The sequence below is a fragment of the Pseudoalteromonas sp. NH0006-26 genome (assembly GCF_057552415.1).
Window position 1 is genome coordinate 226,071 of the sequence record NZ_BAAJMJ010000004.1, and the last position, 25,011, is coordinate 251,081.

Here is a 25,011-nt window from a genome sequence, read left to right on the forward strand (position 1 = left end):
TTATACTGCCTTATACGTCGATTTAATTGCGGTGATCACCGCTTGGGCTTTAGCGCGCGTTTCGTTTGCCTCTGACATTGGGTCTGAATCAAATACAACCCCAGCACCGGCCTGCACATAAGCAATATTATTTTTAACAAAGGCGGCACGAATAACAATACAGCTGTCCATGGCACCGTCACCAGTTAAATAACCAACCGCGCCACCATAGCTACCGCGACGTTTGCCTTCTGTTTTACGCACTAATTCTGCCGCACGTACTTTGGGTGCACCCACTAAGGTGCCCATGTTCATACAGGCTTGATAAGCATGCAGGGCATCTAGTTCTGGTTTTAATGTTCCAACTACGCGTGATACTAAATGCATTACTTGTGAATAACGGTCTACTTTTAATAGCTCTTTTGCATGGCGAGTACCAGGCACGCTAATACGAGCCACGTCGTTACGCGCTAAATCAACCAGCATTAAATGCTCGGCACGTTCTTTTTGATCGTTTCTGAGCTCAAGTTCAATGCGGCTATCTAAATCGGGATTAATTTGTCCACTTGCAAACTTACCCCGTGGACGAGTACCTGCAATCGGATAAACCTCAACTTGTTGAGACTTCACCTCATACTTAAGCGCAGACTCTGGTGAAGCGCCAAATAATGAGAAATCTTCATCACGCATGTAAAACATGTACGGGCTTGGGTTTTGCTTTTTAAGCTGGCTATAAGCATGTAATGAGTCAGGGCACGGCAATGAGAAAGTACGAGAGGGCACCACTTGAAAGATATCGCCATCAACTATGTGTTGTTTAAGCTTAATCACTTGCTGGCAGTATTGCTCATCACTAATATCAACATTTACAGGGCAATCACCCGTTTGACTTGGGGCACTAAAATCTGCGGCGTGGTCGCACAATGTATTTAGGCGTTCTAATTGTTTGCCCACTTCAAAACAGTTTGCGTGAACATCTGGGCCATTAAACACATTGCCAATTAACTCGGTTGTTTGTTTTTGATGATCAATAACAACCAGTGTTTCTGCTAAATAAAATACGTAGTCTGGACAGGTGTTTTCACCGTCGGGTACATCGGTTAGTTGTTCAAAGTTAGCCACCATGTCGTAGGCAAATACGCCGCCTAAAAACACTGAGAACGGATTGTCAGTGGTGCTTTTAATACTATTTAAACAAGTGCGTAGTGCACTAAAAGCGTTATCTGCAATCAGTTTGCTAGCTTGGTCAATGGTGTCATCGGCTGGGTGATACTCAAGTGTGAGTGTGGTATCGGTTAACTGTGAAGCGCAGTTTTGTACATTAGCCTGCAAATAGTTAAGTAGTTGTTGGCCGTTGTTTGATTGTGCACTGATGCTCACTTGGTTGCCTTGGCAAACAATACGCAATGCACAATCAACCAGTATTAAGCTTTTTACGCTATCTTTTGAATCTATTTCTGCAGATTCAAGCAATAGTGAGTTAGGTTTATCAAGTGCCGCATACAAGGCAAGTGGGCTACTTATGTAGTCTCTTACTTGCGTTATGCTGGTCACTTCACCTGGTGTTGTTGTTATATGACTAAAAATCAAACCTCATCCCCTAAAAAAATAAAACCCCGCAATGCTAAGCAGTGCGGGGTTTGAATAACGATGTCTAAATTATAGATAGACCATTACCGTCCCGCTATGCCAGGCGCCACCACCAATGATGTGTAAGAGTGTTTACGTTATTCATGTTTTTAATTCCTGTTAATCTTGTATTGCAAAATTTAGTGATAAAAAAACCCGCATGGTAGCGGGTTAGAATTTTTTGTTTAGACACGACAATTCATCACCCTTTGTTTTAAGAGTGCCACCACCAAATGATGTTTTGAATTGTATTTTTCATTGTTATTTATTCTTTAATGTCTAAAAGTGGCTACAGTAAAACGTATCAACTGCTTTTGTGTCAAGTGTTTATTTAAAACAATTCCGTTAAAAAACTTGTTATACTGTGTGAAACACCCTTAAACCATTAATTAAAGTAGTTTTCATTTGATAAAATACGACTTACATAGCCATACAACGCACTCAGACGGACACTTAACGGTTGAGGAATTATTAGCGCGAGCAGTCGATAAAAAAATTGATGTATTTGCCATTACCGACCACGACACTGTGGCGGCAATTGAGCCTGCGCAGGCTTTTATCAAACGCGAAAACTTGCCGCTTAAACTGATTAATGGGGTTGAAATATCAACTAAATGGGAGAGTTTTGAAATTCATATTGTTGGGCTAAATATTGATACCAATGATAGCACTTTGCATACATTACTCACCGAGCAACAGCAAAAGCGCGAAACCCGTGCAATTGAAATAGGCCACCGATTAACTAAAAATGGCTTTGAAGGTATTTATCAACAAGCCCGCGAGCTGGCTGAAAATGCGCAAATTACTCGCGCTCACTTTGCCCGAGCCTTAATTGCGCGAGGTGTGGCTAAAAACTTTCCTGGGGTATTTAAAAAGTATCTAGGACGAGGAAAAACCGGTTACGTACCGAGTAACTGGTGTGATATGCAAACAGCAATTAAAGCGATTCATGCCGCCGGTGGAGTGGCTGTTTTAGCGCACCCAAGTAGCTATAAAATGTCGAATAAATGGTTGCGTAAACTACTCGTGGAATTTAAATCAGTGGGCGGTGACGCAATGGAAGTTGCCCAACCGCAACAGGCCCCGAGTGAGCGTCAGTTTTTAGGCTTATTGAGTCAAGAATACGATTTGCTTTGCTCTCAAGGCTCTGATTTTCATTTTCCGACTAGTTATTTAGAACTTGGAAAAAATTTATACTTACCTAAAGATTGCCAAGGGGTTTGGCAAACATGGGAAAAGCACGAAGGAGTTGCATTATGAGTCAATTATTTCATATACATCCGGATAACCCACAGCCTAGACTAATCTCTCAAGCTGTTGATATTATTAAGCAAGGCGGCGTAGTTGTGTACCCAACAGATTCGGGATATGCGATTGGCTGTAATTTAGGTAACAAACAAGCTAAAGAGCGCATAGAGCGTATTCGCGGCATTGAAAAACACCATAATTTTACTTTAGTATGCCGCGATTTGTCTGAGCTTTCTACTTATGCTCGGGTAGATAACCAAATGTTTAGGCTGATCAAAAATAATACCCCAGGGCCCTATACGTTTATTTTTAAAGGCACAAAAGAAGTACCTAAACGCTTATTAAACGATAAGAAAAAAACCATAGGTATTCGTGTTATTGAACACCCAATTGCCTGTGCGTTGCTTGCTGAATTAGGTGAACCATTAATGTCATGCTCACTTATTTTGCCGGGGGATGAATACACGCAAGCGGATCCAGATGACATTTTGGAGCGCCTAGATAAGCATGTCGATTTAATTATTCACGGCGGATACCTCACAGAGCAAGCAACCACGGTAATTGATTTATCAGAGGACGATATTCAAATTTTACGTGTAGGCTGCGGTGATACGGCTCCATTTGAATAACAATGAAACAGCCTGAGACGGTTTCGTTAATATCTACAGATATGCCAGTGCAGCAAAAGCTGCCACTGGCATTTTTGCATGGGAAAGCCGTTGTTGAAAAGCCTGAAGATTTATATATTCCCCCTGATGCGCTTGAAGTTATTTTAGAAACCTTTGAAGGCCCGTTAGATCTGTTGCTTTATTTAATTAAAAAGCACAAGTTAGATGTTCTCGAATTATCAATATTTAGCATTACTGAGCAGTATGTAAAATATGTAGAAATGATGAGTGAGTTTCAGTTAGAACTTGCTGGTGAATATCTTGTAATGGCAGCATTGCTGGCGCAGATTAAGTCGCGGTTGTTACTGCCTGTGCATGAAGAATTAGAAGAAGAGGAAGATCCCCGCGCCGAACTTATAAAACGTCTACAAGAGTACGAACAATTTAAAAAAGCGGCCGAAAATATCGATTCTTTGCCCCGCGTTGGTCGCGATATATTTATCGCCAATGCAATTTTCCCAGAGTTAGAAGAAAAAAACCAACCCTTACCTGAACTGGCAATCAAAGATCTATTGTTAGCGCTAAGCGACGTAATGGCGCGTGCTAAAACATTTGAGCATCATTTAATTAGTGCAGAAACCCTGTCAACTCGTGAACGTATGAGTTTAATTTTACACACTTTATCCCAAGCAAAAGCGCCCGTTGCGTTTACTCAATTGTTTACCTTTGAAGAGGGGCGTAGTGGGGTTGTTGTTAGTTTTATCGCCATGTTAGAACTAATCAAAGAGGGCTTAATTGCGTGCTTGCAAGTTGAGTCTGATAGCCAAGTATATGTGTCTCTTAACGAGTCAGCAGAAAGTTAACCTTCCTTAGATTTATTGCAATTATACTAAATTTACTGTCTTTACTGTGCGTATACGCACGGTGAGTGTTTGCATATGCTATTTTAATCGCCAGTTATCCATTATATCGTAATGCTATTACTAGATTAGGGATTGGCAATAGGCAATGTTTAAAAACTCAAAAACCGGTTATGGCTTAGTGGCTATACTTTTGCACTGGCTAATGGCGCTGACCGTCTTTGGTTTGTTTGGTTTAGGTTTATATATGGTTGAGCTAACTTACTACGACAGCTGGTACAAAGGCTCATTAGATTTACATAAAAGCATAGGGCTAAGTTTAGCCGCTGTATTTGTTTTTAGACTTTTATGGCGTCGTTTTAATGTAAAACCTAACCCTATTGGCACTAATACACAATTAAACCAGCTCGCGCAAACGGCACATATTTTAATGTATCTGTTTTTAGTTATCATTATGGTGTCTGGGTATTTAATTTCTACTGCTGATGGACGACCAATCGAAGTGTTTGGCTTGTTTCATGTAAAAGCCATCGACTTTACCTTTGATTCTCAGGCAGATATAGCAGGGCAGATCCATTATTACAGCGCATGCTTAATGATCGGGTTTGTGGTGCTGCATATTTTAGGTGCGTTAAAACACCACTTTATAGATAAAGATAAAACATTAATTAGAATGATCAAATTACAAAAGGAAGCTTAAAATGAAAAAGTTACTATTAACTTCAGCGTTATCAGCAGCGATGTTTATGACAGCTACCCATGCTAGTGCTGCAGACTATGTTATTGATACCAAAGGAGCACATGCCTTTGTTAATTTTAAAATTAAACATTTAGGTTACAGCTGGTTGCACGGGCGTTTTAACACCTTTGATGGGCAGTTTAACTACGACGCTAAAAATCCAAACGCATCTCAAATCAGTGTAAATATCGACACAGCAAGCCTAGATTCAAACCATGCCGAACGAGATAAACACTTACGCGGTGGTGATTTTTTAAACGTAAGCAAATACCCACAGGCTAGCTTTAAAAGCACTGCCATTAAGTTTGATCAAGACGGTGAAGAAGCGACAGTAACCGGTGAGTTTACCCTTCATGGTGTTACAAAGACAATTAGCTTTGAAATAGATAAAATTGGTGAAGGTCAAGATCCATGGGGTGGTTACCGTGTTGGTTTTGAAGGTGAAACCAGCTTAAAGTTGGCCGACTATGGTATTGATTACGACTTAGGCCCTGCGTCAACGCATGTTGATATTGGGTTATTTATTGAAGGTATTCGTCAATAATACCGTTTTATAGTTAAAGCTAAGCGCTATCGCGCTTAGCTTTTTACTGTAAATGTAGAGTCAGTTTTGGCTTTAAATCATTCGGCAGCCACCGAGTTAATACCTGCTTATATTCTTTAGTTTGTTTAAGCATTTTTAGTTGCTGATTGAGTGTGGCAATATCTTCTGCGCCTTGCTCGTTTTTAGTGCAGCCAATATAACCGTAACTAATTTTTGGTGCTTCTGTTAGCATACGCTGCGTTAAATTATCACTAAACCCCATCGTTTTTGCTAAGTAATAATGCTCACTGGGATAACCTAGCAAAATATCAATTCGCTCTAAATTAAGCATATAAGTTAATGTACTCAGGGTATCGCGAGTGGGTCTAATAACGATGTTTGTATTAGGTGTGGTATTAATTATTTTATCAATCTCGCTGCCGTATGAGCGATTCATCGATACACCTAAGGTGAGTTGTTTTTTCACTAATAAATGAGTTAATGACACCGACTCACTGCTTTCGATATCTAGCGCAGCACTCAGCTTTTGATGCATGGCAATAGAGGGAGAAAGACCTGCTGTAGAGCTTTGATGCGTGAAATAAACACGCTCTTCTCGGTATTTGTTTTTATAAAGTGATAATGCACAAGCATTAGATTGCTGGTTTGCAAGTTCCTGAATGACTTTACCAGAGGGGATAATGACTCGTTCAAAGTTAATATGCGGGAGTTGTTGCTCTAACAGCGAAATAATACTTTCATCACGTCCCTGAGATTTATCCGGACCGCTTAAAATGTAATAGGGCGCAAAGTCATGCGTTAACCATTTTATTGTTCTGGCATCACACGTTGTGCTCAAAAATACACAGACGAATAGTATTAACCACGAAAACTGCATTTACACTACAACGAATAATTAAACATGAATTTAAGTGTAGTCAATAATATCCCAAAAAGTAAAATGCCAGCTTTATGCTGGCATTTTAAATTTATTTATAAGTGTTTAACTTATGAATAACTAGCTGGCTTTCAGCCATTTTACAAATTGACGTGCATCGCTTGCTTTTTGAAACAACGCATTTTTCAAACCCTGTGTATCACTAAAGATTACACGATGTTTGTTAACCGAAATTGATTGCACTGGATGTGCTATTTGGATCATAGATCCGTTATATTTGTATGACATAATAAAACTCACTTTATTTTTGTTATTTATTCTGGGCTTTTTCTTAAAGCACATTACAGATGATAAATAATCACATTGTGTTTAGCTTCATTACAGTGTTGACGATCTTTATGACACTTTTACGATGATATTAAAATAAATCATCAAGGTATTAATAGGGGTTCTCGCCGTACAATAACTTAGCTTTTGAATATACGTTTTGCGGGGCTTACTGGATCAGGGTAAAGAGGTTAACCGCTAGGGCTTTTTATAGCCAAGCAGCAATATTACGTCACAACATTTTTCTTTGCAAGCAATTTATTAAAATACTTTGAATAGTATAAAACTTTCATTTAGGCAGTCTGTCTTTTCCTATAATCCTAACCTGAGGCTATCTTTAAATATTAATTTGCTATGTTTGCGCAGTATCCACGCAAATGCTGGAAAAATACATTTGTCGCCATTAAAAATTAAAATATTTTTACAGCACAGTTTAATTGGTTGATTAGTATATACTTAAACATATTGTTTACATTTGTTAAGCGTAAAGGTCACGTGAAATGAAAAATAAAGGCAAGCTTCTTAATAAAAACCTATGGTTGGTATGCTTACCAGGCTTTTTACTGCCACTGCAGGCAAAAGTAGTTGTAGAGGGTGGAAATGATGACCAACCGAATATGGAAATCATCGAGGTTTATGCGCAAAAAAGAGCGCAAAAAATTGAAGAAGTCGGCATTTCTGTAAGCACAATAAAAGGGAATGATCTTAAAGCGCAACATGTTAAAGATTCGACTGAGTTATCTGTATTTGCCCCTAATTTAAAAATTAGCCAAAACGCAGCAGAAGGTACACCGCCAGCGGTTAATATTCGTGGCGTAGGGCTAGTTGATTACAACACCGCGAATACATCGCCGGTGGCTATGTATGTTGATGAAATAGCAGTGGGCTCTGCCAGTAACCAAATTGTTAACTTATTTGATATTGAGCAAATTGACATTTTGCGTGGCCCTCAAGGAACTTTATTTGGTCGTAACTCTACAGGCGGCGCTATTTTAATCCGCTCTAAACGCCCTGAGTTTGAACAAAGTGGTTATTTAAGTACAGGTGTTGCTAATAATAATGCAACCAGTGTTGATGCTATGTTTAATTCAGCTATTGGAGAAAACACAGCCGTTCGTGTTGCGCTAAACCATCAAAATTATGATTATTCTACAAACAATATTTTTGCTGATTCACCAACCGCGGGCATGCGGCAAACAAATGGTCGAGTATCTTTTTTAGCTGACTTTGACACTGTGCAGTTGTTGATAAAAGGGCATATTTCCGATTGGGATGGCATAGTTCAGCCTGTTGGCAGTATTGGAGTTATTGCTAATCCGCTGACTGGAGAGCGGTGCTCGCCAGCACAAGCAGGTTCAACCAACTGTTTTGATAACTTTGGATTTAATGATGGCAGTGATGATTTTTATACAGTGAGTGTTAATAATAATTCGCCACATAAAACCGATGGTAAGGGGATCAGTGCCCATGTAAATTGGCAGTTGGACTCACACAATGAGCTTATTTCACTAACTAGCTATAACAAGTTAAAGCGTGATCATGCCTTTAACTGTGATGGCTCTCCAGCACGGTTATGTGAAGGCAATTTAGGTTTAAATACTGATTTAGTAACGCAAGAATTTCGGTTGCAATCTCAGCTCGCAGAGCATTTTCTTACAACGGGAATTTACTATGCTGATGAGTCTATTATTCAAGATAATGTAAATGATATTTTACGGGATTATCGAGGCATTTTATCGACAGATTTAACCGCTACTTTTTTCTATGATAATGAAATAAACACAAAGAGCATTGCAGCGTTTACGCAACTTGACTATCAATTAAATCAAGATTGGCTAATTACCGCTGGGCTTCGTTATTCTTATGAGTCTTTAGATTACGACTCAACGTCTCAACTTAATATTATTTTAGATCCTAACGATTTAACCGGAGTTAAGGTGCCATTTTATCGTGTTCAGGGAGAGCAGTCAGACAATGGCATTTCTGGTCAGTTGGGTGTGAACGTTAAGCTGGATGATGCAACCTATGCTTATTATCGATTTGCTAATGGCGCGAAAAGCGGAGGCTATAACGGTGGGTTTTTATCATCAGTTGAACAAGCACAGCTCGCTGATTATCAAAAAGAACGGTTGAACTCACATGAAATTGGCTCAAAGTCTTGGTGGCCACAGTTGGGCATGCGATTTAATTGGGCTGTTTTTTATTATGATTATAATGATCAACAAGTGTTTATGAATCAGCCTTCAGTATCTGAACAGAGCCCGCCTATTCAATTATTAGAAAATGTGGCTGACTCGACTATATATGGCCTAGAGGCAGATTTTGAGTATTGGATGACCGATGATTTGAATGTTAAGTTTGCTATGGGTTATATACCCCATGCAGAGTTTGAAGAATATGTTGATCCTTTAGGTAACGCATTAACTGATAATCGCTTACCATTTACCTCAAAATGGAATCTCAGTGCAGGCATTGAATACACGCACGTGCTGGCTAATCACCCACTAACAACGCAATTATTAGTTGATTATCAATCCGACTATTATTTTGATCAGAATCAAAACCCTTATGCGATGCAAGATGGCTATAGTATTTTTAACGCAAACATACATTATCAACATGATAACTGGGCGATTGCTATTTGGGGGAAAAACCTTTTTGGTACGCAATATAGTCACTTAAAATTTGATTTAAGCTCTTTCCTCGGCATGCTTGAAGACTTTAAAGGTGAAGGCAGGCGTTTTGGTTTGGATGTTAGTTATCAGTTTTAATTTCAGTTTTTAAATTAAGGTGCCAAGTATGCCAATGAAGGCAGTTCTAAAGCTATTTTTATATTGTACATTTTTGTGCTTTAGCAACTTAGCGCAGGCAGATACACTCGCTCCTTTTACGTATACTTTAAAACAACAAGATACTGATTTACTCCGTCAAGGTCATGTATTTCAGGGAGCGAATGGGGCTTTCCCCCGAAACCATACTGAAATTGAAACGTGGCTTGAAAATAAACAGCCACAATCAATAACGTCTTTTTTTGGTGGTAGTTTTTGGTTTGTTATAGCACTTGAAAATAAAACTGACTTAAATGAACTGGTGCTCTATCCGTATAACACGCTACTTTCAAAAATCGAAACCCGTATCTATGATATGTCGACCTTTGATGAGCCAATAAAGGAGTATGTAACTGGGGGGCTTTATCCCAATGAGTTTGCTTTTCACTATGGTAATAAAGTGAAGCTTACGCCTGATGGCTCCTATGTGTTAATTGCAAAATTTCAAAGTGAATATTTTTATACTCCCCCTAAATTAGTGCTTTCACCTTATGACGATTTTTTTGTAAAAAAAACATCAGACAACATGATTATGCTGCTGTGCTTTGGCGTTGGCATTGCATTAGGTTTATATAACTTTCTTATTTACTTGGGTGATAGAGATAAAACCCATCTATATTACGCCATGTTTACGGCCTGCTGGGTGTTAGCTTGGAGTCAGTTTTTTCATATACCGGATCAAATATTTGGTTTTTACAACGCCCATTTTCACTGGTTAGGCTTCGCCTTAATTCCAATCACAAATATTTTATTTTATAACAGCTTACTTAAATTAAAAGAGACGTCTCCTAGGTTATCGCGATTATCTATTTACTTAGGCATTATTGCGACAGCAGGTGCTCCATTTGCAATGCTTTGGCCTGGTTTTGGCTTTATCTGGGCCACTTTAGTAACAGCGGCGACTTTATCATTAGGTATGATTGTTGGTATACGAAGTTGGATCAGTGGCTTTAAACCGGCTCGCTATTTTGTTCTCGCTTATTTGGCTATGGCCATTCCTAATATGGTCGGCAATTTAACCAATTTAGGACTCATCGATCCGATAAAAATGGATCTCTATTTACTTGGGCTTATTGGCACAGCACTCGATGCGGTATTACTTGCTTTTGCAGTCGCAAATAAATTTAGCATTTTGCATCATCAGAATGTTGGGCTGACTAAAAACTTGGAACACAAGGTTGAGCTGCGCACCCAAGAGTTACAACAATTGGCGGAGGAGCTTCGTGATGCAAGTGAAGCCAAAAGTCGATTTTTAGCTAACATGAGTCATGAAATTCGTACCCCAATGACATCTATTATTGGTTATGCTGATGGGATAATTTTAGGTGATATACAGCCTCATGAAAGAAATCATGGGATCAGGGTGATTTTACAAAATAGTCGTCATGTACTTGGTTTAATTAACGATATTTTGGATATGTCGAAAATTGAGGCTAACCGTTTAGAGATAGAATTAGTTGAAACGGATTTGTTTGCCACTATTGCTGAAATTGAATCATTACTGGGAAAGCAAATCCGCGATAAAGGCTTAAAATTTCAAGTTGATTATCAATTCCCATTACCTGATTGGATAGTCTCAGATCCAACTCGGCTTAGACAAATATTATTAAATTTAGCAACCAATGCACTTAAATTTACTACCCAGGGCTACATAATGCTGACGGTGAGTTGCAATCAAAAGCAACTAATAATTAAAGTTGAAGACACCGGTATTGGTATGACCGAAAGCGAGCAAAAAGACCTATTTACTCCCTTTCACCAAGCTGACTCGTCAATTTCTCGTAAATACGGTGGCACCGGCCTTGGCTTAAATATATCAAAAAGCTTAGCAAATAAACTAAATGGCGATATTACTGTATTTTCTGTGGTAGGTAGGGGTAGTGAGTTTTGCTTTACTATGGAGTTAAATACAACCGAACATACGCAATGGGTTAACGCATTTGACGATATACGTAAACCACAAACCAAAGAGCTATTTTTAAATAATAGTCAGCGAAATTTAGTGGGTAGAGTACTTGTGGCTGAAGACCATCCAGAAAATCGTCAGCTTATTAAGCGAATTTTAGAACGGATGGGGTTAACCGTTGTTGCTGTTGAAAATGGTCGAGATGCAGCGCAAGCTGCGATGGATGAAAGCTTTGATTTAATTTTATTAGATATTCAAATGCCAATTATGGATGGTGAGCAAGCAATTAATATTATGCAAGCAACAGGGGTAACAACACCCATTGTGGCGCTCACTGCTAACACGATGAAGCATGAAATTGATCGCTATTTAAAACAAGGTTTTATTGATCATATTGCCAAGCCTATAGATAGAAGTTGTTTTAGTAGTAAAATTGCAAGTTACCTTGATATTGATATATGCGAAAACATTAAGCTACCCGATGAAGAATTTGCACTACTCAAGCAAGAATATATTAAAGGGTTAAATAAACAAAAAGACACGTTAGTGTCTCAATTTGAGCAGGGTGATATAACGGGTTTTGCACGCAGCGTACATATGATCAAAGGAACGGCTGGAATGTTTGAGTGTCAAGCGCTGTATCAACAGGCTGTTGATTTTGAAACAAACTTAAAGTCTTCACCTGACGCTTTCGACATTCAACAAGTTGAGGCTCTACTCAATGCGATTGACGTTATTTTAACCGTTCAAAAAGCACCTTAAACTTTACATTTTATCGTTGAATAACCGCTATACGCTTTGTTATGAAGACAAGTAGGGTTATGCATGCTTAAATATATTCTCTTGTAGGAGGACGTATGCAGTATCAACATATTAAGGTGCCAGACAATGGCGAACATATTCACATTGATGATCAAGGACAGTGGCATATACCCGAACAACCTATTATTGCCTACATTGACGGTGATGGAGTTGGCCTAGATGTGATGCCGGTGATGCGCCAAGTAGTGGATGCTGCTATTGAGCATCGTTATGGCAAAAGAAGAAAGATTCATTGGATGCAGGTTTATAATGGTGAACAAGCTGCCAAGCTTTATGATGGCGACTGGTTCCCTCAAGAAACCATTAATGCGGTACGTGAATGCAAAATTGCGATTAAAGGCCCACTAACCACTCCCCTAGGCGGTGGATTTCGATCTCTTAATGTTGCACTTCGCCATGAAATGGATTTATTTGTTAATATGCGCACTATAAAAGGCTTTAGTGCCTTACCCTCGCCATTAAAAGACCCCTTTACCACTAACATTACCGTACTGCGCGATAGCAGTGAAGACGTATATTCAGGAATTGAATGGCAGGCGGGGAGTGTTGAAAGTGAAAAAATGCTCGATTTTTTGTGTGAAGAAATGGGCGTAACCCGACTTCGTTTTACTCAAGAGTGTGGTATTGGGATTAAAAATATATCTAAAGAAGGGTCAGAGCGGTTAATACGCTATGCCATTAATTATGCTCTTAAAAACGAAAGGGAGTCGATTACGTTAGTGCACAAAGGTAATGTTCTTAAGTTTACCGATGGCGCGTTTAAACGCTGGGGCTTTGCGCTTGCCAAACAAGAATACAATGCTAATGAACATGAAAATGGGCGTTGGCTTGAAATACAACGAACCAATCTCCCCCCTTTGATTATTAAAGAAGTGATTGCCGATAATATGTTGCAGCAATGCTTAATGGATCCCGCGCAATTTGATGTGGTGGCTACCACCAATCAAAATGGTGACTTTTTAGCCGATATGCTCAGTGCACAAGTGGGGGGAGTAGGGATTATGCCTGCAGCCAATTTAAATACCGAAGTGGCGTTTTTTGAGCCAACCCATGGCACGTTTGAACGAATAGCTGGTCAAGATAAGGCAAACCCAAGTAGTAGCTTATTAAGTGCAGTGTTAATGCTAAAGTATATGGGATGGAATGAAGCGGCGTGTTTAATCGAAAACGCCTTAGAAATGACATTTGCCAGTGGGCAGGTAACTTTTGATTTGGCCCAATCAAGCCATAACTCGACAACCTTAAGCTGCAAACAGTTTGCTAATAAGGTTATCGAGCATTTTTAAACGACTGCATTTTAAGCTGCTGAAGCGTTAGTAGTTGCTTGACGATGAACGCATGGGCGCTCTGTTAGCTCTGCTGCTCTGTGGTAAAGCTCATGTGCGCTTGGCTCATCACATACAGTGCCGCTGAGGGTATCCATTAACGCAACGACAATAATGGCAGGTACTTGACAACAGTATTCGTCTAATACGGCCGCAGTTGTTTGTGCATCAACATGGCAATGAGGATGGCTTTTACGTTGATAGGCACTTAATAAAGTGTTTACGTCGAGAATATCGTTTTCTTGATGTTTATTTTTACGACATTTACAGCCGAATTCATCAACTAATGTGGCAAGTGACTGGTAAACGTGACCCGTCTCAAGCGGTGTATTTGGGCATAATTGTTGTTCAATGAATTGATGTAAATTTGCATCAATGAATAACCCGTCTTGTTGTGTGAAGCTTGCTGATGTTTGCATAATTATTACTCTTAGTTTGTTGGCTTAACTTCACTGTAGCGCTAAGTATAATATTAATGAAATTGTTGTTTTCAATAACTGATATTGATTTAATCAATATTTTAAAGTTTTACCTATCAACCACTGTATTTGCGAACGCCAATAACTCACGTCTAAGCCATTGATGCGCCGGTGTATGGTGTAATAACGGGCTCCAAATCATTTTTACTTCTATGGGCACGACTTGAAATGGTACTGGGCTAATCACTAAATTAGTGTGACTGGTTAATAGTTTTGCTTGACGACGCGGCAGCGTTGCTATGAGTTGCTCAGATTGACACAGCAAGCTGGCAATCATGTAATGACGAGTAAATACACGTATTTTACGGGTTTGCTCTAATTGCCACAAAGCTTCATCTACCCAGCCTAATTTCTGTTTACCTGATTTATTGGTCACCGCGGGCTCTGGCCCCCAGCCTGCTCGGTTAACCCAAATATGTTCGCTTTGTAGATATTGATTTAAGTTAGCATCCGTTAAAAAAGCATTATTTGGGTGGGTTAAACAACAATAGTTATCTCGCCATACAGTAGCCTGATGAAAAGAGCGCGGCAGGCCATTAAAGCGATTTATTGCCAAATCAATGGTGCCTTTTTCCATATCTTGTAAGTTTACATCGCTGGGGCTAAGTACATCGAAGTCAATGCCCGGGTTTTTAGTTAGTTGCTCGCAAATAAAGGGGGCTATGAGGGTCGACTCTAAATAATCGTTTGCCATAATACGAAATGTAACTTGTGCAGTCGCTGGGTCAAATTGCTCGCTTGGTTGGGTGATCTCTTCGGCCATTTTAAGCAGTGCTTCAATTTCAGGTTTAAGCGACAGCGCTTTGGCGGTGGGAGTCATAGAGCCAGCTGCACGCACTAGCAAAGGGTCATCAAATAAATCTCTTAAACGTTTTAACGCATTACTCATCGCAGGTTGGGTAAGCGCGAGTTTATTAGCTGCTTTAGATACGCTTTTTTCATCTATTAATACATTTAAATAGACGAGTAGATTGAGGTCGACATTTCTTATATTCATATGATCAATTTTATTTATTTGCTGTATTAATTACCTAAATTAAAGTGTGCTTGCTAAGGTGTAAACCTCTAATAAAAAATAATCTGCATAATTGCTAAAAATAGAAGCGCCTATATCATGCCAAGCACGCCATTAACCTTTCAACATCATTCGATACAAGCCATGGTCGCCACTAAATTAGCCCGAGCGGTATTTGCAGGCTTTGAGGCTATGTTTGCACAATTTTTAAATATCACCTTAGGGGCACAAAGTCGCTTTGAACAACGCCAGTATCATGAAGTGCAAGCAGCAATGCGAGAGCGCTTACAAGTGTATGAACGCCAAGTAAAGCAAGTAAGTGAAGCGGTTAGAGTGATTGCTTATGATGAATTGAATTGCCCTCAAACATGGCAACGGGCTAAAAATATTTATGGTGAAATGGTAAAAGAACATGAAAATCAGCCTATTGCGCATACATTTTTTAATTCTACCTTTGGTGCTATTTGGGATGATAAAAAAATTCGCACAGTTCACTTATTTGTATTAAAAGCAAAATACCGAGGGCAGCCACGCTCCTATGAAGGGCTTGTGAGTCGTATTTCTTTAACCGCAGGATTTGATCAGGCGATTAAAACCTTATTAAATGAGCAAGTGTTTAGAGTACCGTTTAAAGATTTAACTTGTGATTTAGCTAAGCTACAAACAACGTTAACACAAGGTGCTCAACAGCAATGTCGACAAGTATACGAATTAATAAACCTAAATGACGGTTATATTGAATACGCTAACTCGCATTTTTATCGCAATAAGGCATGTTATGTCATAGGGCGATGTATTGCCAAAAATGGCGATAATATGCCCTTTGCAATTGCTATTTTAAATACCCCCGATGGGCTTACAATTGATGCAGTAATGATGGGGGCTGATCAACTTAGTTTATTATTTGGCTTTGCACGCACGTATTTTATGGTAGATACCGACCAACCTGCCCGTTACGTTGATTACCTCAGTGTATTAATGCCTCACAAACAACGATTTGAATTATTCAATGCGATTGGTTTTATCAAACATGCCAAAACCGAGTTTTATCGTTATAAAGTGGATACCACTAAAAGTAGTCCCGAGGAATACACGTATCATTTAGCGCCAGGGACTCCAGGTATGGTGATGTTGGTTTTTACCATTGACGGCCTAGATTATGTATACAAGGTGATAAAAGATAAGTTTAGTGCACCAAAAACAGCCACTAAACAACAAGTAAAAGATAAATATAACTTTGTAAAACAAGCCGACAGAGTCGGGCGTTTAGTCGACACCCATGAATTTAGATACCTTGTATTTGATTTAAGTCGTTTTAGTGAAGAACTGCTAATACAGATGAAAAAACACATTAGTGATAGCTTAATTATTTCCGGTAAAGCATTAATACTTAAACATGTTTACGTTGAGCGAAAAATGACACCGCTCAACTTGTATATTAACCAGTGTAATAATAAATCACTGCAGCAGGTGATGATTGACTATGGTAAAGCGATTAAAGAGCTTGCCAGTGCCAATATTTTTGCCGGTGATATGTTGATGAAAAACTTTGGCGTAACACGTTGGGGGCGAGTGGTATTTTATGATTATGATGAAATTTGCCCTCTTACCGATTGCAATTTTAGAGACGTGCCAAATACACACAACGCGTTAGAAGAATTAAGCTCACACAGCTATTTTGATATTGACCAAAATGATATATTTCCGAGTCAATTTAAGGTGTTTTTTAGTGCTAGTAGCAGCGCCTTTAGCCATTTTAATCATTATCATAGTGATTTATTTACGGCAAAGTACTGGCAAATGACCCAGCAAAATATTAAGCAAGGCCAGCTTCCGGATGTATATCCTTATAAGCAAAGTTGGCGTTTTAATACTATGTCAGTAAATCAACGCTGAGTTGATTTCTTAAGGCACAGTTAACACGATAAGGATTATTATGAGATTTGTTATATTCGTTGGCTTAGCTTTATTGCCATGCTCAGTGTTTGCGAACCCTTTATTAGGCACGTGGGAGTTTGTTCAAGGAAAATATGCGGTAGAAAATGGGTTTGTCACTGCTAAAGCCCCAGAGATAACTTCAGTCAAATTAGTAACCGCATCACATTTTAGCTATATCACAGAGAAAAATGGCCAATTTAGTTATGCTGGTGGTGGCCAGTATAAATTAACCGATGGACAATTTATTGAGACCTTTAAGTATGGCAATATTGCATCATTGATGGGTAAAACCATGGCTTTTGATTATAAAGTTGCAGGAAACTTATGGCATCATTCTCTTACCGAAAATGGTCAGCTAGTTGAAGCCGAAGTGTGGCGAAAAATCAAATAAAATCCAATAAAACCCAATTCAAGGATACGAGGAGATTTATGCAGTACATTTCACATCAAGATCAGCAGTTAGCGTTTTCGCAAACTGATAAGCCGAAGATTAATAGCAATGAAGTGCTGGTAAAAGTGGCGGCGATTGGAGTCAATCGCGCTGATTGTATGCAGCGTCAAGGTAAGTATCCAGCTCCCGGAGGGGATAGCCCTATTTTAGGACTGGAGTGTGCAGGCACGGTATGTGAGCTTGGCAGTGAGGTAGACCCAAAATGGCAAGGTAAGCGTATTTTTACTTTATGTGCAGGTGGCGCTTACAGTGAATATGTGGCGGTGGATGCGCAGCAATTAATGGCATTACCTGATCATATTTCTATGGCCCAAGGTGCCGCCATAAGTGAGGTGTATTTGACTGCCTTTGGTGCGCTATTTGAATTAGGTAAATTACAATCAGGGCAAACGGCGCTTATTCATGCCGGTGCCAGTGGTGTTGGTGGCGCAGCTATTCAAATGGCAAAGAGTGCCGGTGCGCAGGTAGTTATTACCGCGGGTTCGGACGATAAATGTGAACATGCTAAAAGATTGGGGGCTGACCACGTAATTAATTATAAAACCACCGACTTTGTTGACTATATGAAATCACATAAGCTAACTGCAAACGCAATTGTTGACCCTGTTTCTGGTAGCTATTTAAATAAAAATGCCAAGGTGGCCGCAATGGATTGTCAGATTGTTATGCTGGCATTTTTAGACGGGCGCTTTGCAGAGGTGGACTTTGCGCGCTTATTACAAAAACGGATTTCGTTTCATGCATCAACGCTACGTAATCGCAGTATTGAGTTTAAACGTGCTCTGAGAGATGCTTTTGTAGCGCGTTTTTATGATGATATTGCCAACCACAACTATGACTTTAATATTTATAAAACCATGTCATGGCAGCAAGCCAGTGAGGCTCATGCTATTTTAGAGCGCAACGAGAATTCCGGTAAAGTGGTGTTGCTGGTTGAGTGAGATACACGAGCACAGCAGGATTAATATTGTTAATTAGGCTGTGCGCCCATATAATTTAGTGACACTATAAAATATTAAGGCAAATAATGAATCCAATTATTGCAATATTAAAAGAGCACAACGTCAGTGATGAAAAAGTAGCCGCGTTGTTTGAAGCATTTACCCAAAACCCGATGATGGCCATGGCATTAGTGCAAGAGCTAGGTATACCACCAGAAAAACTTCAGCAACTAATGGCTGTAGTGATGACTCAACCGCATTTGATTAAAGAAGCCACTGATGAATTAGGGCTTGATTTTGCAAAAGTACAAGAAGCGAAAGACAAGTTAAATCAGCAGTAAATAACTTTTAGAGACATGATATATGCATGTCTCTTATCTTCTTCAGTTCCCTTCGCACATGTTTTGTTACACACTATTTTGAACGGCTCTGCGTTTATACAGTCAGATAAAAACTTAACTTATAGCAGAGAAAAAACATGAAGCGACTTTATAAATTTTGGAAAAACAATCGTTCTTAGAGCCTGTTAACCTTTCAAGGTTGAATTTGCAGTAGTCTGTTTGGTATTTAAGCAAGGCAGAGCCTATGTGGTGTGGTTATTCCCCATAAATAGGCGATAACGTAGCATCAATGCCAAACAGCCATTGCCCAAAGGGTTCTTCCAAGGAGCGATTAACTCTTTGTTACTTGGTTTTTACTTAGCCCACTAGGTTACAAACCTCGCGCCGCGATTAAATCGTCCCTTGTTTGAACAAATTCCAATCCGCAAAGATCAACAGGCCCTATTGTATTCATTATTTTAATGAGTGTGTTTCGTAGTGCCGTCGCCGATTGGTACGAAATACCAACAGGCTCAATGAAACCGACTATTGAAGAAGGCGACCGAATCCTTACCGATAAAATGGCGTATGATTTACGTATACCATTCACGCATGTATCCCTGTTAAGAATGGCAGACCCACAAACTGGCGATATTATTGTATTTGATTCTAAGGTGGCGGATAACCGTTTGATTAAGCGAGTAATAGGTGTACCTGGAGATACTATTGTGCTTGAAAATAATGAACTAATAATCAACGGCGAAAAGCTTAATTACACAAATTTGCTAAGTAATACGATTTCTTCAGATAAAATCGAAAACTTAAATGGTTATAAGCATTCAATCCGCGTAGCCAATACACCATCACGTTTATCGAGCTTTGACGAAATAACAATTCCTGAACACTACTATTTAGCCATGGGTGATAACCGTGACAATAGTGCCGATTCAAGGGTGATAGGGCTCATCCCACGTGATGAACTACTAGGTAAAGCCGAGCGTGTGATTGTATCGCTTGATCACGATAACTATTATTTACCTAGAACAGAGAGGTTTTTAAAACCTTTAGAGTAATAGAACTGCTGTTAGCAAGGTTAACCATAAAGGTGTTAGCCTTAATTCGTTTTTTGTGGTGTTTTTTAATCTATATCAATTGAATACGCTTCGAGTAGCGTGTTAAGTTTACTTTGCTCTGATGCGTCAAATTCAATACCTACACTTAGGCGGTTACCTTTCATTTGGTTATTTCTGATATAAGACGTAATTATCACCGACTTATTATCTAAAGGCGACAGGATATGCACAAATACTTGACGTTTTTTAAGTGCAACAAATCCAGAACTCACATGTATTGCAAAGCGGCACCCGCTGGGTGAAATATCAATGATTAACCCGTGCAATAAGCTTTTACTATCGGCATCGGTATCAGCTTTGCTTAAACTAATTTTAGCTGGGATATGAGTCGGTAGTCTACTTGTTTCCCGCAACTGGCGGCTTTCAATTTTTTTAGGGTAGGCTAAATAAATTAATCGTTCAGGGCGAAATGAAATCGCTAATATGCTGGTTGAAAAAGCCACACATTCACCGCGTTCATCTTCGATGATATAACGGACAATAGCCCCTTTTCCTTCAACTAAGATATCGCTGTAATCGTTTTTACCTGCTTGAGCAGGGTATTTTAATATTAGATATTTACCGGTGTCGTAACCGATTAAAGTGAGCTTAAAGCGAACCTGAATAGGGTTGTTAAATTGTATATCAATTAATTTCCCAGGAAGTAAATCGAGGAAAAACTTCTTTTGCTCTTCCGTTGCTTTCTCTTCAACAGTGGTATTATTGTTATTCGTTTCCACAAACTCTTTCTCAATATTAACAGACGCTTAATTATCTTTTAATATAGTGTAAAAATCACTAGTATTAAAGAGGGCATTTAGAAAAAGGTATTAATACTTTATGCTAGGTACAAAGAGCGGAGTAGATATTTTACTCCGCTGAGAAATGAAAGATATTACTCTTTTGGCAACAAAACGGTATCAATTACATGAATAACACCATTAGTGGCCTTTACATCGGCCTTAACTACTGTTGCGTCATTAATCATAACAGCGCCATTATTAGTTGCTACATTTACAGATTGACCTTGCACACTGGCGGCACTAGTTAGTGTTACCACATCTGCAGCCATCACTTTACCCGATACAACATGGTAAGTAAGAATAGCTACTAACTTGTCTTTATTTTCTGCCTTTAATAGATTTTCAACGGTTCCTGCGGGTAGTTTTGCAAAAGCCTCATCGGTAGGTGCAAAAACAGTAAAAGGCCCTTCACCTTTTAAAGTATCAACTAGGCCAGCGGCTTTTACAGCGGCAACCAAGGTTGAAAACGAACCATTGGCAGCAGCCACATCAACAATATCTTTTTTCATACCATGGTGATCGGCATGCGCTGCTGTAGAAAGGGTTAAACTTGCAAATACAAAAGTCAGAACAGAAGCTATTTTTTTAAACATGTTACTTTCCTTTAAATTGATTAGGTATCGGTTAAATATTACGCAGTGTTGCTAAGAGGCGATCATTTATTAAATGCAGCTAAATTTAGCATGGATATTAAATGCGTCTTACATAATGAAAATAGTGAAGTAAATTAGTGATTACATGAAAGCTTTTATCACTCAATACGGTCTGTGTATTTTATATTTTTTAATTAAAACGTGGAAAAACAATATGAAAAAACGGGCTATTTTTACTGCGCTATTTACTTCTCTTTCATCAATCGTTTCTTTTGCTGGTCAAACTGATACTCAAGTAACTATTAATCAACAACAGCAGCAAACTATTCCTATGGTGGCACAATTAACGGGTGATATGGCACAGCGCATTGTAAATGCGGCGGCTATTGCCGCTAAAAAAGATAACTTAGCGGTTTCTATTACTGTTGTGGATGCATCAGGACAAACACTTGCAGTGCTTCGCGACCACTTTGCAGGTGTTCATACTATTAGAGCCAGTTATAAAAAAGCCTATACCGCCAATTCGCAAAAGCGAGAAACCGCAGTTATAGCAAAAGGCATAAAAGAGGGCACTATTCCAGCAGACCTTCGTTATTTAGATGAAAACATTTTAATACTGGATGGCGGGGTGCCTATTTATATTAACGATACTGTGGTGGGGGCTGTGGGAGTTGGCGGTGCTCATGGCAGTGAGGATGTACGTGTTGCAAAAGCAGGGATCAAAGCGTTATGGTTAGCGCAGTCGAAAAACTGATCACATTACTAAATATCCCCAAAAGTGATAGTCAAAGGAGTTTACAGATTATGAACGATACTGATTTAGAGCACTTAAAACGCAGCGTAGCGCTAGCTAAAGAGGCGTTAGAAGCAGGCGATGAACCGTTTGGCTCTGTGCTTGTTGATGCTAAAGGAAATGTATGTATGGAAGATCGCAACCGTGTTGCGGGTGGCGATCATACACGTCATCCTGAGTTTGAAATTGCTCGTTGGGCTGCAAATAATATGACACCTGAGCAACGCGCTGGGGCTACTGTGTATACCTCAGGGGAGCATTGCCCTATGTGCGCCGCAGCACACGCATGGGTAGGTTTAGGTCGAATTATGTATGTGAGTTCATCTGCGCAATTAACTAGCTGGCTTAGCGAGCTCAAAATGACTAAGTCGCCGGTTAACCCGTTACCTATTGAAGCGGTTGCTCCTAATGTCGCTGTTTATGGGCCCGTACCAGCACTTGTTGAACAGGTTCACGCCCTACATCGTCAATTTCACCAAGCAGATTAACAGCGCAGCAGCGCATGGTATTTAGACTAAAGCGACTACCTGTTATAGTTAACGGTAGTCACTTTTATTAAACGCAGCACAAGGGATTATTATGATCGTTAACCTGTTCGATAAATTAATATTTGCTTGCGCTTTTATTGTTTCATTGCAACTACCGCAGCTGAGTGATCATTACCAACAACATTTAGCGGGCTTGTATCATGCTACCAAGTGGCAAGTTGATGGCTATGCAAATACAGCAAAGCAATATAATTTTTCTAGTACACAAGCAATGATAAAGCGTCATTTAGCAAACACTGAACCGAGTGTCAGAGCCGATGCAAAGCAAAAACAACAAACATTACTGCAATTTGCTGATTTAAAAAAAGGGATGGCTATTTTTGAACAAGGTAATTTAGTGCAAAAAATGCTGTATATGTTCTCCCCAGAGCGCTTTGACAGATTACAAAATACACTTGATAACTTTAAGTTAGGTATTCCTTTAACCGCGAGTGCAGTGTTGTTTGCATTGGTATTAGCTATTTTATTAAATCAATTACTTATGCTGCCACATACTCTATACGTTAGGCGTAAAAAACGTATTGCATCCGATGCGGTAAAATTCAATAGTTGATCGTCAACGGATTATCATTGGTGATTTTCAATGGCTTTCTTAACAACAAATGCGCCACGAATGTCACCCAATTTAAAATCAGTTGCCTGATCATTAGGGTATAAAGTCGCTATTTTTTTAGAAACTGCGGGGGCAATGTCACTGCCATGACATGCCAAACACGCTTTTTGAGTAGGGATCGCTTTTACAAAATACCAGCCATCCGGTCTTTGCTCTTGATATTCTATGCTTGCTACCGGCTCGCCATTGAGCTTACGTTGTTCAAAGTTTAATAAAACATTTTTGAGCCATGCATCGGGTTGATTATCTGAGTTACGAGTTTTTAAAGCACTGCGGCTAATTTGCCAAGGACTGTTGCTGTGTTGTGAAGCAATAGCGGGTGCTGCTGTATTGCATACACTTATTGCCGCGAGTGGGCCGCTTTGCTTCATAGTACTAACGAGTACCTGTTTTAAATCAGTTGAAAATGCCTTGATGGTTTGTCGTGCCTCGCCGGTATTGCTAGCAAAAGCAGCGGATGAAATAAATAAACTGGAAAAAAAGTAAAATAATGCGCATAATACACTCCTCAATATTAGTAATCTCTAATATACAGAGGAACAGGTGTTTTTCAACTAAATCGTAAAGTGTTTCAGCACTTTTTTATTTGATGTAGCGCGCCTAAAATCGATAAACAGTTCCAAGTGAGAATAATATGCATACTAAACAAGATGACAATAAAGTGATAGATCAACAAAACACCTATGATGCTGGTGGACTCAGTGTGGATGATCCTTTGGCGGCAATTAAAGCTATTCGACTTGAGCAGTTAGCACAATGTCGGCTAAAAACACAAAAAGAAATGCAAACTGCGCATAATAAAAATAAACCCTAAGCGATAATAATTTGCTAAATTAAGTTTATTAATTTTAAACCTTGGCTAGTGCAATCAATTCGTTATCTATAAAACACCCTCATCAGATCATTTCTTTTATTGCTTGGCTATGTGCTTTAGTTGTGCTGTTGGTAGGGCTAATTACACCTGACAAAAAAGAAATTTTATTGCTATTAACAGTGAGCTCGCTGTGCTTACTGATGTTTAATAGTGTGGCAATGACTACTTGGGTATTTCACCAGTTTAAAGATAGGCAGTTACGCTTTATAGCACTTCTTTGTAGCGCAGCTTTAATGTTGTGTACAGTTGGGGATGTGATTAACTTTAACCTATCCCAACATTATCACCGCTATGCAACGTTAATAAAGCATGACTATTTAGTTGATTCAATTTTATTGTTTGCACCTGGCTACAGCCTTTTATTTTTAGCCTGTGTGTTAGCCTATAAAAGGCAACAAGCAATATCGCGACTAAAAAGCACCTGTTTCATAGTTGCGGTATTGTTGATAAGTCTTATGTCACTCGCCTCTATGTATCTTGATGGAGCTGGTATACCAATTTTAGCCATGACAGGTTTTTATAGTGTTGTGGTAACTGCGGTGGGACTTATGGGTCTGATGTTGGTTGTTGTTTATGGTGGTTTTTATGCACCTAAACCAATAATGTGGGTGAGCTTAGGGCTTTTACTTGCTGCATTGGCTGATGCCATTATTGGTGCTTTTTGGATTTATGGTAACCAAGGGCAAGGTTTTTATCCTCAGGTGCGCTATATAAACTGGTTTATATATATTAGCTCCCAATGCTTAGTGATTCATTTGGCAAAAGTAGTCGCCTTAGCTAAATAACGTCAACAATAAAAAAAGCCGCTAAATATTTAGCGGCTTTTTAAACAAGCACAG

General features: G+C 39.2%; 26 protein-coding genes. 18 read left to right on the top strand and 8 right to left on the bottom strand.

The window, feature by feature from the left end:
* Positions 1 to 1,569: an anthranilate synthase component 1 gene (locus AC27JR_RS08210; protein WP_487173294.1), complete on the bottom strand. Its 1,569-nt coding sequence runs from the start codon at positions 1,567 to 1,569 to the stop codon at positions 1 to 3.
* 444 nt (positions 1,570 to 2,013) lie between these two features.
* On the opposite strand from AC27JR_RS08210, the gene rnm reads away from it, so the two are divergent.
* From rnm to AC27JR_RS08235, 5 genes are all read left to right on the top strand, one after another.
* Positions 2,014 to 2,868, top strand: a complete 855-nt coding sequence (rnm, locus tag AC27JR_RS08215) for an RNase RNM (RefSeq protein ID WP_008113644.1) — start codon at positions 2,014 to 2,016, stop codon at positions 2,866 to 2,868.
* Positions 2,865 to 3,485 (top strand): L-threonylcarbamoyladenylate synthase, encoded by a 621-nt coding sequence (locus AC27JR_RS08220; RefSeq protein ID WP_008113642.1) that lies wholly within the window; start codon positions 2,865 to 2,867, stop codon positions 3,483 to 3,485. The genes rnm and AC27JR_RS08220 overlap by 4 nt, the downstream gene beginning before the upstream one ends.
* A gap of 2 nt (positions 3,486 to 3,487) precedes the next feature.
* Positions 3,488 to 4,327: a segregation and condensation protein A gene (locus AC27JR_RS08225; protein ID WP_487173295.1), complete on the top strand. Its 840-nt coding sequence runs from the start codon at positions 3,488 to 3,490 to the stop codon at positions 4,325 to 4,327.
* Positions 4,328 to 4,472: 145 nt separating this feature from the next.
* Entirely contained in the window at positions 4,473 to 5,024 is a 552-nt protein-coding gene (locus AC27JR_RS08230) for a cytochrome b (RefSeq protein WP_487173296.1), read from the top strand.
* A 1-nt stretch (position 5,025) separates the two neighbouring features.
* Entirely contained in the window at positions 5,026 to 5,607 is a 582-nt protein-coding gene (locus AC27JR_RS08235) for a YceI family protein (protein ID WP_487173297.1), read from the top strand.
* Positions 5,608 to 5,650: 43 nt separating this feature from the next.
* Here AC27JR_RS08235 and AC27JR_RS08240 read toward each other — a convergent pair whose 3' ends face one another.
* Entirely contained in the window at positions 5,651 to 6,484 is an 834-nt protein-coding gene (locus AC27JR_RS08240) for a TIGR02285 family protein (RefSeq protein WP_076918609.1), read from the bottom strand.
* Positions 6,485 to 6,604: 120 nt separating this feature from the next.
* Positions 6,605 to 6,772 carry a hypothetical protein gene (locus tag AC27JR_RS08245; protein ID WP_007375427.1) on the bottom strand — a complete coding sequence of 56 codons (168 nt, stop codon included), beginning with the start codon at positions 6,770 to 6,772 and terminating at the stop codon, positions 6,605 to 6,607.
* Positions 6,773 to 7,311: 539 nt separating this feature from the next.
* On the opposite strand from AC27JR_RS08245, the gene AC27JR_RS08250 reads away from it, so the two are divergent.
* From AC27JR_RS08250 to icd, 3 genes are all read left to right on the top strand, one after another.
* Positions 7,312 to 9,582 (top strand): TonB-dependent receptor, encoded by a 2,271-nt coding sequence (locus AC27JR_RS08250; RefSeq protein ID WP_487173298.1) that lies wholly within the window; start codon positions 7,312 to 7,314, stop codon positions 9,580 to 9,582.
* 28 nt (positions 9,583 to 9,610) lie between these two features.
* A complete protein-coding gene (locus AC27JR_RS08255; protein ID WP_487173299.1) occupies positions 9,611 to 12,307 on the top strand; it encodes a 7TM diverse intracellular signaling domain-containing protein in 2,697 nt (898 codons plus the stop codon).
* A gap of 95 nt (positions 12,308 to 12,402) precedes the next feature.
* Positions 12,403 to 13,653 carry an NADP-dependent isocitrate dehydrogenase gene (gene icd, locus AC27JR_RS08260; protein WP_487173300.1) on the top strand — a complete coding sequence of 417 codons (1,251 nt, stop codon included), beginning with the start codon at positions 12,403 to 12,405 and terminating at the stop codon, positions 13,651 to 13,653.
* Positions 13,654 to 13,664: 11 nt separating this feature from the next.
* Here icd and AC27JR_RS08265 read toward each other — a convergent pair whose 3' ends face one another.
* Positions 13,665 to 14,111, bottom strand: a complete 447-nt coding sequence (locus AC27JR_RS08265; protein WP_487173301.1) for a hypothetical protein — start codon at positions 14,109 to 14,111, stop codon at positions 13,665 to 13,667.
* A 109-nt stretch (positions 14,112 to 14,220) separates the two neighbouring features.
* Entirely contained in the window at positions 14,221 to 15,168 is a 948-nt protein-coding gene (locus tag AC27JR_RS08270; RefSeq protein ID WP_487173302.1) for a LysR family transcriptional regulator, read from the bottom strand.
* A gap of 117 nt (positions 15,169 to 15,285) precedes the next feature.
* Between AC27JR_RS08270 and aceK the strand changes: the two genes are divergently transcribed.
* The 5 genes from aceK to lepB all read left to right on the top strand — a co-directional run bounded on the left by aceK (position 15,286) and on the right by lepB (position 19,909).
* Positions 15,286 to 17,082 (top strand): bifunctional isocitrate dehydrogenase kinase/phosphatase, encoded by a 1,797-nt coding sequence (gene aceK, locus AC27JR_RS08275; RefSeq protein WP_487173303.1) that lies wholly within the window; start codon positions 15,286 to 15,288, stop codon positions 17,080 to 17,082.
* A gap of 40 nt (positions 17,083 to 17,122) precedes the next feature.
* Positions 17,123 to 17,515: a hypothetical protein gene (locus AC27JR_RS08280; RefSeq protein WP_487173304.1), complete on the top strand. Its 393-nt coding sequence runs from the start codon at positions 17,123 to 17,125 to the stop codon at positions 17,513 to 17,515.
* Between the two features lie 38 nt (positions 17,516 to 17,553).
* A complete protein-coding gene (locus AC27JR_RS08285) occupies positions 17,554 to 18,516 on the top strand; it encodes a zinc-binding dehydrogenase (protein ID WP_487173305.1) in 963 nt (320 codons plus the stop codon).
* 86 nt (positions 18,517 to 18,602) lie between these two features.
* Positions 18,603 to 18,857 (top strand): DUF2999 family protein, encoded by a 255-nt coding sequence (locus AC27JR_RS08290; protein WP_008113615.1) that lies wholly within the window; start codon positions 18,603 to 18,605, stop codon positions 18,855 to 18,857.
* A gap of 443 nt (positions 18,858 to 19,300) precedes the next feature.
* A complete protein-coding gene (gene lepB, locus AC27JR_RS08295) occupies positions 19,301 to 19,909 on the top strand; it encodes a signal peptidase I (protein WP_083830241.1) in 609 nt (202 codons plus the stop codon).
* 65 nt (positions 19,910 to 19,974) lie between these two features.
* On the opposite strand, the gene AC27JR_RS08300 is transcribed toward lepB, so the two are convergent.
* Complete coding sequence (locus AC27JR_RS08300) at positions 19,975 to 20,688, bottom strand: flagellar brake domain-containing protein (protein ID WP_487173306.1); 714 nt, start codon at positions 20,686 to 20,688, stop codon at positions 19,975 to 19,977.
* Positions 20,689 to 20,843: 155 nt separating this feature from the next.
* The gene (locus AC27JR_RS08305) at positions 20,844 to 21,344 is read right to left on the bottom strand and encodes a fasciclin domain-containing protein (protein WP_487173307.1); all 501 of its coding nucleotides are present in this window, start codon (positions 21,342 to 21,344) and stop codon (positions 20,844 to 20,846) included.
* A gap of 145 nt (positions 21,345 to 21,489) precedes the next feature.
* Between AC27JR_RS08305 and AC27JR_RS08310 the strand changes: the two genes are divergently transcribed.
* The 3 genes from AC27JR_RS08310 to AC27JR_RS08320 all read left to right on the top strand — a co-directional run bounded on the left by AC27JR_RS08310 (position 21,490) and on the right by AC27JR_RS08320 (position 23,238).
* Positions 21,490 to 22,098, top strand: coding sequence for a GlcG/HbpS family heme-binding protein (locus AC27JR_RS08310; protein ID WP_487173308.1), 609 nt, complete (start codon positions 21,490 to 21,492; stop codon positions 22,096 to 22,098).
* 50 nt (positions 22,099 to 22,148) lie between these two features.
* The gene (locus AC27JR_RS08315) at positions 22,149 to 22,625 is read left to right on the top strand and encodes a nucleoside deaminase (protein WP_487173309.1); all 477 of its coding nucleotides are present in this window, start codon (positions 22,149 to 22,151) and stop codon (positions 22,623 to 22,625) included.
* A 91-nt stretch (positions 22,626 to 22,716) separates the two neighbouring features.
* Entirely contained in the window at positions 22,717 to 23,238 is a 522-nt protein-coding gene (locus AC27JR_RS08320) for a DUF2937 family protein (RefSeq protein ID WP_076918624.1), read from the top strand.
* Between the two features lie 14 nt (positions 23,239 to 23,252).
* Here AC27JR_RS08320 and AC27JR_RS08325 read toward each other — a convergent pair whose 3' ends face one another.
* Complete coding sequence (locus AC27JR_RS08325; protein ID WP_487173310.1) at positions 23,253 to 23,669, bottom strand: Tll0287-like domain-containing protein; 417 nt, start codon at positions 23,667 to 23,669, stop codon at positions 23,253 to 23,255.
* Positions 23,670 to 23,932: 263 nt separating this feature from the next.
* Between AC27JR_RS08325 and AC27JR_RS08330 the strand changes: the two genes are divergently transcribed.
* Entirely contained in the window at positions 23,933 to 24,112 is a 180-nt protein-coding gene (locus AC27JR_RS08330) for a hypothetical protein (RefSeq protein ID WP_008113605.1), read from the top strand.
* A gap of 218 nt (positions 24,113 to 24,330) precedes the next feature.
* Positions 24,331 to 24,957, top strand: a complete 627-nt coding sequence (locus AC27JR_RS08335; protein WP_487173311.1) for a hypothetical protein — start codon at positions 24,331 to 24,333, stop codon at positions 24,955 to 24,957.
* The last annotated feature ends 54 nt before the right edge of the window (positions 24,958 to 25,011 follow it).

Coding starts and splice junctions, on each gene's coding strand:
- AC27JR_RS08305 (WP_487173307.1), bottom strand. CDS start 21,344: ATGTTTAAAAAAATAGCTTCTGTTCTGACTTTTGTATTTGCAAGTTTA.
- AC27JR_RS08250 (WP_487173298.1), top strand. CDS start 7,312: ATGAAAAATAAAGGCAAGCTTCTTAATAAAAACCTATGGTTGGTATGC.
- AC27JR_RS08325 (WP_487173310.1), bottom strand. CDS start 23,669: ATGAAGCAAAGCGGCCCACTCGCGGCAATAAGTGTATGCAATACAGCA.
- AC27JR_RS08335 (WP_487173311.1), top strand. CDS start 24,331: ATGACTACTTGGGTATTTCACCAGTTTAAAGATAGGCAGTTACGCTTT.
- AC27JR_RS08240 (WP_076918609.1), bottom strand. CDS start 6,484: ATGCAGTTTTCGTGGTTAATACTATTCGTCTGTGTATTTTTGAGCACA.
- icd (WP_487173300.1), top strand. CDS start 12,403: ATGCAGTATCAACATATTAAGGTGCCAGACAATGGCGAACATATTCAC.
- AC27JR_RS08230 (WP_487173296.1), top strand. CDS start 4,473: ATGTTTAAAAACTCAAAAACCGGTTATGGCTTAGTGGCTATACTTTTG.
- AC27JR_RS08270 (WP_487173302.1), bottom strand. CDS start 15,168: ATGAATATAAGAAATGTCGACCTCAATCTACTCGTCTATTTAAATGTA.
- AC27JR_RS08280 (WP_487173304.1), top strand. CDS start 17,123: ATGAGATTTGTTATATTCGTTGGCTTAGCTTTATTGCCATGCTCAGTG.
- AC27JR_RS08225 (WP_487173295.1), top strand. CDS start 3,488: ATGAAACAGCCTGAGACGGTTTCGTTAATATCTACAGATATGCCAGTG.
- AC27JR_RS08265 (WP_487173301.1), bottom strand. CDS start 14,111: ATGCAAACATCAGCAAGCTTCACACAACAAGACGGGTTATTCATTGAT.
- AC27JR_RS08255 (WP_487173299.1), top strand. CDS start 9,611: ATGCCAATGAAGGCAGTTCTAAAGCTATTTTTATATTGTACATTTTTG.
- aceK (WP_487173303.1), top strand. CDS start 15,286: ATGCCAAGCACGCCATTAACCTTTCAACATCATTCGATACAAGCCATG.
- AC27JR_RS08235 (WP_487173297.1), top strand. CDS start 5,026: ATGAAAAAGTTACTATTAACTTCAGCGTTATCAGCAGCGATGTTTATG.
- AC27JR_RS08310 (WP_487173308.1), top strand. CDS start 21,490: ATGAAAGCTTTTATCACTCAATACGGTCTGTGTATTTTATATTTTTTA.
- AC27JR_RS08220 (WP_008113642.1), top strand. CDS start 2,865: ATGAGTCAATTATTTCATATACATCCGGATAACCCACAGCCTAGACTA.
- AC27JR_RS08245 (WP_007375427.1), bottom strand. CDS start 6,772: ATGTCATACAAATATAACGGATCTATGATCCAAATAGCACATCCAGTG.
- AC27JR_RS08285 (WP_487173305.1), top strand. CDS start 17,554: ATGCAGTACATTTCACATCAAGATCAGCAGTTAGCGTTTTCGCAAACT.
- AC27JR_RS08330 (WP_008113605.1), top strand. CDS start 23,933: ATGCATACTAAACAAGATGACAATAAAGTGATAGATCAACAAAACACC.
- AC27JR_RS08315 (WP_487173309.1), top strand. CDS start 22,149: ATGAACGATACTGATTTAGAGCACTTAAAACGCAGCGTAGCGCTAGCT.
- AC27JR_RS08320 (WP_076918624.1), top strand. CDS start 22,717: ATGATCGTTAACCTGTTCGATAAATTAATATTTGCTTGCGCTTTTATT.
- AC27JR_RS08290 (WP_008113615.1), top strand. CDS start 18,603: ATGAATCCAATTATTGCAATATTAAAAGAGCACAACGTCAGTGATGAA.